Source organism: Methylacidimicrobium tartarophylax (genome assembly GCF_902143375.2).
Classification (GTDB): domain Bacteria; phylum Verrucomicrobiota; class Verrucomicrobiia; order Methylacidiphilales; family Methylacidiphilaceae; genus Methylacidimicrobium; species Methylacidimicrobium tartarophylax.
Map to the genome: position 1 here is coordinate 1 of NZ_CABFVA020000100.1, position 9,069 is coordinate 9,069.

Below are 9,069 nucleotides of genomic sequence, written 5' to 3' on the forward strand. Positions count from 1 at the left end.
GAGTCGCCGAGGGCTTCGGCGACGATTTCGGCGGTCTGCCGCGCACGCACCAAGGGACTGGACCAGATCAAGTCGGGGCGCACGCCCAACCGATGGAGCGCATTTCCCGCAGACTGGGCTTCCTGACGGCCCTTCTTCGAAAGCTTCCGCTCGGCATCAGTCGGCGCTTCCCGAATAGCGGCGGCATGGCGCAGCAAGTAGACGGTCATGGGAAAAGAGTATCGGAAAAACCGGCGAGGCGAAAGCGACGGCGATCTCGTTTTCGTTCCAGGACGAAAAGGAGTTTGGCGCTTGCCAGGGAACGAGAGGGAGGCGCATGTTTAGGCGAGAAGGATAAGCGACTTATCACAGGAGGGTCAGTCATGTCGGATCATGTCTACAAGATCATCGAAGTCGTCGGAACCTCGGACGTGAACGTCCATGAGGCGGTTCGTAACGCGATTCACCGGGCGTCGAAGACGGTGCACAATCTGTCGTGGTTTGAGGTCAAAGACATTCGAGGGGCGATTCACGAGGGAGAACCCCACTTCCAGGTAGAGGTGCGGATGGGCTTCCGGCTCGACACTTAGCCTCTAAAAGATTCCGAGGAGTTCCTCGAGAAAAGACCGGGGGACGGTAGAGAGCGGGCAGCCTGCGGCGGCTAATACATCTTGTATGGGAGAAACTTTCCGCTCATCTCGATCTTCACCCGGTCCCCCTGAGGGTCAGGCTCTCGGTCGATCCGCATCCGAAAATCGATCGCGCTCATAATGCCGTCACCGAACTCCTCGTGGATGAGTTCCTTGATCGCCAGCCCGTAGATCGAGAGGATCTCATAGAAGCGATAGAGCAGCGGGTCGGTGGGAATAGCGGTCGGCAGCGACCCCTTGTAGGGCACAGCCTGCAAGAGTAGTTCCGCCTCTTCGGGTAAATCCAAAAGGCCCCGCAAGGTCCGAGCCTGCTCGCTGGTCATCGTCATTTGGCCGAGGCAGGCCGCCGCAACCCACTCCTTGCTCGCGCCAAGGGCCCGAGCGATCGATTCCCACGAGAGCTCTTTTCGGATCTTAGCGGCGAGAATGAGTTGGGTGAGTTCCGATCGGGTCACGGATCGTTCCCTCTTCGCGGAGTGGATACGCTGCAGGAACTGCGCTCGAGAGGACTCGAACCTCCACGGGTTTCCCCACAAGCACCTCAAGCTTGCGCGTCTGCCGGTTCCGCCACGAGCGCGCGCGTCCGACGTAGAGGACACTTTACGTTCGGCCCGAACTTCGGCGCAACCAAAAAGCCTAGGCGATCGGGAAATCCGTGGAGGATCGCACCGGCCTATTGTCATTGCCGGTACTGCTTGGTAAGACAATGCTTATGAGGAAAGTGGGCGTTGTCCTTCCGGGTGCCTGGCGGCGGTGCGGCCCCGTCATCGCGGTTTTCACCATCATCGCATGGCTCGTCACGGCGAATCAGGGAGAGGCCGCTACCGCCTACGTGAGCGTGGAGTCTGTCGGGGTCGTGGCGATCAACTTGGAAAAGATGGCGATCACGCGGCGGTTTGCTCTCCGCAAGTCGGGTCCTCGAGGAATCGGGATCACTCGGGATGGCCGCTACGTCGTGACCGCCGATAAGGAGAGCCAGGACGTAGCGGTGATCGATCGGAAGAGCGGTCATCTGGTTCGGCGGATTCCGATCGGTCCCAAGCCCGAGTTCCTCAAGTTCAGTCTGGATGGACGCCACTTCTTCGTCGCTCACGAGCCGGCTTCCGAGGGACCGCCCCCGAAGGGGCCGCAGACCGAGGCCGAAAAGAAAGCCCAAAAGAAAGCCCAAGAGGAGGCTGCCGAAAAAACACCGGCGCAGATCGTGGAAATCGACGTGGCAAGCTGGCAAGTCGTGCGGACCTTTTCCGCGAGCCTGGATACAGAAGGGATCGAAATCTCCGCTGATGGAAAGAAGCTTCTTTGTGCCAACGAATCGGAAGATTCGCTGCGCGTCTACGACTTGGAGACCGGCGGAGAGGTTCGGCGCGTGGATCTCCGTCCGTATGGCAGCCGCCCGCGGGGGGTCAAGCGCTCCCCGGACGGGAGCGAGTACCTTGTCTCGCTCGAGAGTTCCGGCAACGTGATCGTCCTGGACAAGGATCTGAACTTCCTTGCCTCCGTGCCCACGGCGGCGGGGCCGTATGGAATCTCGTTTGATCCGGAAGGCAAACATTTCCTGGTCGCCGCCTCCCGTGCGGAGAAGCTCCAGGTTTTCGATACTCGGAGCCGGAAGCTGGTCAAAGAGATGAAGGTAGGAAAGAGGTGTTGGCATTTTACCTTCACGCCCGACGGGGAGCGGATTCTCGCAGCGTGCGGACGTTCCAATGAGGTGCTGGTTTTTGACGCCAAGAGCTACCGGCTGGTCAAGGTCTTAGGCGGCATTCCGCTGCCTTGGGGGATCGCAACCTATCCCCGAGCGTACGGGAGCCTGGATTTCCCGTAGACGGAGAGGGGGCGGCCTGCCTGTCTCCAGCAGCCTAGCGGTACCAAGCTTTCCATTCCACGTGGAGCGTGGTGTAGGCGACCGGAGAGGAGATCCGCTGGAAGTGCCACCAGACCGTGCTCCCTTGGACCCGATATCCGCCGGGAAGAACGCGGATCACTTGATTCGTGAGAAACTCCTGGAAAGTGGGCGGCGGGGGGCCGCCCCCCATCCCGAATGCGGGCGTTTGGCGAAAGGAGGCATACATCTTTCCCAGATCGACGACGATCCAGTAATCGTGAATCGGAGGACGCCAGCCGCTCCATTGGATCGTGTCTTCAAAAAAATCGATCTTTCGGCTGGGATCGCGCGGAAGGACCCGCTGGAGAGCGTCGGTCCGGAGCTCGATTTGTCGACCGGCGGGAAACTTTATATTGTCCCAATACTGGTTGCCGACTTTTCGAACCAGGATCGGTTGCCCGTCGATCGAATCCCGGTATTCGAGATAGGGCTGCTCGGGGAGCTCGGCATGATAGACGGGTTCGACGAACGTCGGGCCGAAATTGCGGAAGCAGGTGAGGAAAGTCTCCCGCAAAAGCGGTTCTCGGCTACCGCCGTGTTCCGGGGAGAGAAAGAGAGTGTAATACTTTCGGGCTGAGACGAGCTGAACGAATTGGGCGAGGGAGGGCTCAACCGCTGCCGAGAAGATAAAACCCAAAAAGAGGAGAACGCCTCCCCCAACGGAAGAAGGAATCACGGCGCTTCCTGCGGAGGTTCCCAAAGGATGGGGACGAGGCGGCCGTATAAAGACCCGGGAAAGCCGTTTCGGAAGCGAGCCCTCTGGTTGGCTTGCTCGGCTCGCCCGGCTTCATGCCGACCGCCTCGGTCGCCCTGCGACTACCAGTTCCGAAGCTTGGGATCGCCGCGGTAGATCGAGCGCACGTAGGCGAGCACCTTCCAGATTTCATCATCGGTCAGGATGCTGCCGAAGGGCGGCATCGGAGCCACGACGTTCTCACGCCCAATGCGCGTGTATCCCTTCTTCTGGAGTTCGACGCTACCGTATTTGACGAGCTCGAAGAGGGTCTTGTCTTCGCTGCCGTAGACCCAGGTATCGTTGATGACCGGAGGACACATTCCGCCTCCTCCCATTCCTCCATGACAGCCGTTGCAGCTTCGACTGAACCAGAGTTTTCTCCCTTCCGCGATTGCTTGCGGGTTGTCGGTGTATGGGTTTTTCATGGCGCCGCCGGCGGCGGAAGCGGACGGTTGTCCGGCGGGCGCTGGGGTTGACTGGGGTGTTGCGGACTGCTGTTGCGCCCAGGAGGCGGTCAGCCAGAGGCTGGCCAAGCCCGGCACAAGATAGCGTATCCAAGACGTAGTTCGTTTTCCTCTTTTCATGATCTCCGGTATTTGTCGCCTAGGATTCCACCCAAGCCTATTGGGCGGGAGGCGTAGTCTTCTTCGTCGGGCTACTCGCTTTGTCCAAGAGGGAGGCGAGAGTCTGATAGCCCCTTTCCTGCGCGAGGGCGAGCGCCGTCTTTCCCTCACGACTTCGCTGGTCCGGACGGGCACCCGCGCGCAGAAGAAGTTCGACGATCGGCTGCCGGTTGCGAGAGACCGCCAGCATGAGCGGAGTAATCCCCGCCGGATTGGCGGCGTTGGGGTCTGCGCCTTTATCGAGCAGCAGACGGACTACGGCTTCCGAACCGGAAGTCGCGGCGAACATCAAGGGAGTATAGCCTCCCGCGCCACTCCTCCCATTCACCGATACCCCATGGGAAAGCAGAAGCCGGACGAGTTCGGAATCGGAGCCGTTCGCCGCAAGTGCCAGAGGAGACCAGCCGTCTTTGGCGGTCGCGGAGGGATTCGCTCCGTGTTCCAGGAGAAGTCGGCTCAACTCGCGATTGTCCTTCGAGATTGCGAAGAGGATCGGAGTCCAGCCGTCGGGATCGGACAGGTTCGGATTGGCTCCCTTGTCCACGAGAAGCCGGGCGATGGGCCATTCTTCGGTCCGGATGGCGTTGAGCAAGGGGGTGAAGCCAAGGTTATCGGGTTCATTGAGGGCCCGCGGATCTTTCGCTAGGAACTTTTCGGCAGCCGAAAGATCCCCTGCTGCGACGCAGTCCTGCAAGGAACCGTGTTCGGTCGCGACGACACGGGTGGGCGTCGGAGGAGGAAGAAGTGGTTTGTACGGTCCCTGGTGGGCGGGGAGATCGCCGTCGACGATGCACTCCGAGCAGTGGACAAGCGGGACGCCGAACTCGGTCAGGATATTTTTAATCTCGGCTTTGTGCTCTTCCATCACGCGGTTGAGGCTGTCGCGGAGGCTCTTGTCCCCCTTGGGGACCGCGAGCGCCATCGCGTATTCGAGCGGCACGGTCTCTTCCATCGTGTTGAGAGGTATGATGTCGAGGGGAGCTCTGGTCTTGGCGACGTAGTAGCCAGCCAAGGGACCCCAGATCGCGCAGGCATCGAGCGTTCCTTGGATGACCTGCTCGACCTGTTCGGCAGGATGCTGTTCCGGGTGTACCCGCGAGTCATAGAAGATGTAGTGAACCACCGTATTGTGTTGGATTCCATGGTTCCGGAGGGCATCGCGGGCGGCCGAGGCCTGGAAGACGCCGATGCGAAGGTTCTTGAGAATCGGGTCGTCCAGGGAACGGATGTGGAGATTGCGGTCCTTCCGAGTCACGAGCACAAACGTCGACTTGTAGTAAGGCTTGGTCGGGAGAGCCAGCTCGAAATCAGGTGGCATGTCGAAAAGAAGGTCGCAATGGTTCGCGTTCAGCGTCGTTCGAACCAAGCCTCGTTCGTAGTAGGTGTACCAAAAGTAGTCGAGGGGTTTGCCCATGGCCCGGGCCAACAACTCGGCGATCTTATTCTGGAATCCCTCTCCTCGGCTGTTGGAGAGAGGCATGTTCCCGGGGTCACCGCAGACGCGAAGGGGTAGATCGGCCGGCTGGGCCAAAATCGGGGAGCACGTCAAAGAAAAGAGGATAAGGGCGGACCACCCCCTTTGGAACAGTCCGCCCTTTCCCGCTAGATGCATGGATCTAAACGATCCGTCCGCTTACTGCACGCAGAACGTATAGAGCGTTCCGCCCATCGGGATGTTGTAGAACCCATTGTCCGCAGCCAGACCGGAGTCGCCGAGCGCGCCATAGGGATCCGACGGGTCGAGACCTGCGGCAACCGGCAGTCCGATCCAGCCACCAATGCCGGTCAGGATCGAAACATACTGCTTGCCGCCCACTTCGAAGGTGATCGGATTGCCGATGATGCCGGAACCGAGCTTCTGCTGCCAGAGAACCTTACCGGTTTTCCGATCGACCGCGCGGAACCAGCCGTCAAGGGTGCCGTAAAAGGCGAGCCCTCCGTCGGTAACCAAGGCGCCGGCCCAGGTGGGGAAGCGCTCCGGGATGTCCCAGCGAGCCTTGCCTGTGATCACGTCGAATGCTTTGAAGCGGCCCAGGACTCCGGGCTTCTCCGCCTTCATGAGAACGTTGGCGAAGACATAGACGCTCCCCTGGTTGGTATGGGCGCGCTCCATCGGCTCCAGCGTCATGCCCCAGTTGTTGGTGGGGGCATAGAAGACGTTGGCTTCCTTGGGATCGACGGCGACCGGCTGCTGGTCTTTTCCTCCCTGAGCCGAGGGATAGGCCTGCACGGCCTTGCCGACCTCGAACGGAGAGTGCTCCTTGACCTTGACCGGGCGGCCCGTCTTCATGTCGATCTTCTCGGCCCAGTTCACCGTCACGAACTTGTTGGCGCGGATGATCGTGCCGTCCGTGCGATCGAGTACGTAACAGAAGCCATTCCGGTCGAAGTGGACCAGGCAGGGCTTCTTGACGCCGTCGACGTTGATGTCGACGAGGACGTCCTCGTTGATGCCGTCATAGTCCCACTGGTCGAACGGGGTCATCTGATAGCCCCAGACGGCCTCGCCCGTATCGGGCTTGCGGGCAAAGACGGTCATGGACCACTTGTTGTCCCACTTCCAGGGCTCGTTGGCCTCCTCGTGAGTTTTGGCCTCGGTCCGGTAACTGGGGCTCCAGAGGCCGGGATTGCCGGTGTTGTAGTAGACCAGATCCAGCTTCGGGTCGTAGCTGTACCAACCCCAGGCGCAGCCGCCTCCCCGCTTCCACTCCTCGTCGGGGTAGGTCTTGACACCGAGATCCTGGCCGGCCTGCCCAAACTCGGGATGCTTGCTGTTGAAGTCGGGGCCGAGAAGCACGTCCGAGTCGGGACCGTTGCTGTAGGCCTGCCAGACCATCTTGCCCGAGTTCAGGTCGAAAGCGGCGAAACGGCCGCGCGCGCCGAACTCATCCCCGCCGTATCCGGTGAAGACTTTGTCCTTGGCGATGATCGGGGCGGGAGTGCTTGTCTCACCCTTGTTGACCTCCGCAAACTTCGTCTTCCACAGCTCCTTCCCGGTGTTGGCATCCAAGCAGACGACATAACCGTCGAGGGTGTTGAAGACGACCTTTCCGTCGGCGTAGGAAGCGCCGCGGTTGACCGTGTCGCAGCAGGCCGTCGAGACGGCCTTGTCATCCTGCCTCGGAACGTACTTCCAAAGGACTTCGTAGGAACCTCCCTTGGAGAGATCGAGCGCCCACACGATGTTGGGATAGGAGCTCACGACATACATTCGATCGCCGACCACGAGCGGCTGCCCTTCGTGGCCGCGGAGCGTCCCCGTCGAGAACGACCAAGCCATATGCAGGCTTTTGGCATTCTGGGTGTTGATCTGTTTCAGGGACGAGTGTCGGGTGTTAGCGTAATCCTTGCCCGGAGCCGCCCAGTTTTTGGGATTTTCTGTGAGTTTCAGTACATCGTCGTTGGAATAAGCCGACGGAATCACCGCCGCGGCGCCAACCGCCAGTGCCAGAAACATTCTGGCAGAGAGCTTTTTCCTACTTTTAGAGAATTTCATTTCGTTAACCTCCTCCGTTTGGGTTGCGGGAGTCCTGCCTCGTGACAGTTCTCCTCAAGGTGCATTGCAGGCGATAGCTTCTTTGCCGATGACCGTCAAGCGCAAAAATGGCGCTGAAGAGTAAACCCGAGGTTTTGTGATCAGGTAAGCGATTCTGCGCAACGGGAAGAAGAACGGCTAAACGCGCAGAGACTTTTTGCCTCTTCGCTGTTTTTCGTGGGTTATGAGGCTACGACGGGAAGATCCAACCTCAGCTTTCCGGCTTTGAGAAAAGCGGCGATCCGTAGGTACCGGAAGCTTCGGAAGCTTGTAGCCAGCCTTTTAGCGAGTTGGATGAGGCCGCCTTTCGCCTCGATGAGACCGTTGGTCACCCGGCTCTGGAGAAAAGCAAGGACGCCGTCCAAATGCGCTTTAATCGTTCTGGATAGTTTTCGGAAGGGACCGAGCCGGCTACGATCGGCCCACTGGAGCCACCAGCGGAGCTCTTGGGGATTCTTTTGGGCGAGGATCTCTTGCAGAGTCTTCCGCAGGCTAATGGCTCTTCCTAGTCGTGGGTAGGCGGCGCAAAGGGAAGCGCGCAGACTCTTCTGCTCCCTGCTTCGCGTCCATTCGTTGCCTCGTAGCGCCCAGAGGCTTCCTTTCGGCAGCAGCCCCTGGCGCACGAACTCCTTGCGCACCTGATCGACTGCCTCTCCCGCCATCTGCATGAGGTGGAAGCGGTCAAAGACGGTCTGCGCCCTGGGGAAGTACTTCTCGGCGCCGGAAATCTAGCAGGGCTCATGTCCATGTAGATCAGTTCGATCTGCTCGGGAGCCGCTCCGTGCTCCCGCATCTCCTTGGTAAATGCCTCTAAGGTCTCCTTCCCCTTGCCCTCTGCCAGGAAGAGGAGCTTCCGGCTCTCCGCGTCAGTAACGGCCGTCACGTAGCGGTGAGCCTGCTTCCTGCTGATCTCGTCCACCAGGATCCGCTTCACCCCGCTCAAATCCTCCTTCCGGTAGGCCTTTCCCACGTACTGCTCCGAGATCCGCCACAGCCGGGTGTCCTGCTCCTTCAGTATCCTGGCTACCTGGGAAACGGACATCTCCGGGGCACGCATCAAGATCACGGCCTCCATCATCAGGGTAAACCCGCTCCCCGGTCTGGCTCAGGGAACTTCCGCCAACCGGACTCCGTGTTCCGGACAGTCCACCCGAGGAACCCGCGCGATCGGCTGGGTCTTGTACTGCCAGCAGTTCATGTGCCTCCACCGCTTCTCCACCGTGTCGTGCGCAGGAAAAGGACGCCCGCATTCCGGACAGTGGAACTGATCGCCCTCTGGGAAATCGAGCCAGAGCTTCAAGGAATGATTTACCGGAGAAAGTTCGCTTCGGGTCACCTTCCAGTCCGAACCCAACTGTAAGGCCGTCGCAAAAAGTTTGTTCGCCTCCATTCCCTAAGAATCGAAAAACGAGGCCCGCTTGGCAATCCGCCCTCAAGGAGGATCGACGAAGTCGAAGTGCCTTGACGGCGAATCCCCCGGACGCAAAAGCCGTCGAAGACGGATGGCAAGAACTTTGTTTCTTGCCATCCCTCAAAATCTGCTCCCTCCTCCCATTCCATCCAGCGAAGAGCCGCTTTTTTTAAGCCAGCGGTTTTCCACCTCTAGCCGCCCAATCTGCTCAAAAGAGCTCCCGCTCCCGCGACTCGACGGCTTGGGTCTCGCG

The 9,069-nt window shown here is 59.8% G+C and carries 8 protein-coding genes, 1 tRNA gene and 1 pseudogene; 2 read left to right on the forward strand and 8 right to left on the reverse strand.

Annotated elements, in window-relative coordinates; translation table 11 throughout:
* Window positions 1-209 (reverse strand): SixA phosphatase family protein (locus MAMT_RS08785; RefSeq protein WP_178087036.1); only part of this gene is annotated, 209 nt, incomplete at its 3' end.
* Window positions 210-362: 153 nt separating this feature from the next.
* Between MAMT_RS08785 and MAMT_RS08790 the strand changes: the two genes are divergently transcribed.
* Window positions 363-569, forward strand: coding sequence for a dodecin (locus tag MAMT_RS08790; RefSeq protein ID WP_142660629.1), 207 nt, complete (start codon window positions 363-365; stop codon window positions 567-569).
* Between the two features lie 71 nt (window positions 570-640).
* On the opposite strand, the gene cynS is transcribed toward MAMT_RS08790, so the two are convergent.
* Window positions 641-1,084 (reverse strand): cyanase, encoded by a 444-nt coding sequence (cynS, locus tag MAMT_RS08795; RefSeq protein WP_142660631.1) that lies wholly within the window; start codon window positions 1,082-1,084, stop codon window positions 641-643.
* Window positions 1,085-1,124: 40 nt separating this feature from the next.
* A tRNA-Leu gene (locus tag MAMT_RS08800) sits at window positions 1,125-1,206 on the reverse strand.
* Window positions 1,207-1,341: 135 nt separating this feature from the next.
* On the opposite strand from MAMT_RS08800, the gene MAMT_RS08805 reads away from it, so the two are divergent.
* The gene (locus tag MAMT_RS08805) at window positions 1,342-2,451 is read left to right on the forward strand and encodes a beta-propeller fold lactonase family protein (protein WP_178087037.1); all 1,110 of its coding nucleotides are present in this window, start codon (window positions 1,342-1,344) and stop codon (window positions 2,449-2,451) included.
* A 34-nt stretch (window positions 2,452-2,485) separates the two neighbouring features.
* Here MAMT_RS08805 and MAMT_RS08810 read toward each other — a convergent pair whose 3' ends face one another.
* The 5 genes and pseudogenes from MAMT_RS08810 to MAMT_RS12015 form a co-directional block, all read right to left on the reverse strand.
* Entirely contained in the window at window positions 2,486-3,187 is a 702-nt protein-coding gene (locus MAMT_RS08810) for a hypothetical protein (RefSeq protein ID WP_142660635.1), read from the reverse strand.
* Between the two features lie 140 nt (window positions 3,188-3,327).
* Window positions 3,328-3,831 carry a c-type cytochrome gene (locus MAMT_RS08815; protein WP_246186614.1) on the reverse strand — a complete coding sequence of 168 codons (504 nt, stop codon included), beginning with the start codon at window positions 3,829-3,831 and terminating at the stop codon, window positions 3,328-3,330.
* Between the two features lie 37 nt (window positions 3,832-3,868).
* The gene (locus MAMT_RS08820) at window positions 3,869-5,419 is read right to left on the reverse strand and encodes a quinoprotein dehydrogenase-associated putative ABC transporter substrate-binding protein (RefSeq protein WP_178087038.1); all 1,551 of its coding nucleotides are present in this window, start codon (window positions 5,417-5,419) and stop codon (window positions 3,869-3,871) included.
* Window positions 5,420-5,503: 84 nt separating this feature from the next.
* A complete protein-coding gene (locus MAMT_RS08825; protein WP_246186615.1) occupies window positions 5,504-7,327 on the reverse strand; it encodes a PQQ-dependent dehydrogenase, methanol/ethanol family in 1,824 nt (607 codons plus the stop codon).
* Between the two features lie 260 nt (window positions 7,328-7,587).
* Window positions 7,588-8,795: pseudogene (locus tag MAMT_RS12015) on the reverse strand (ISL3 family transposase).
* Between the last annotated feature and the right edge of the window lie 274 nt (window positions 8,796-9,069).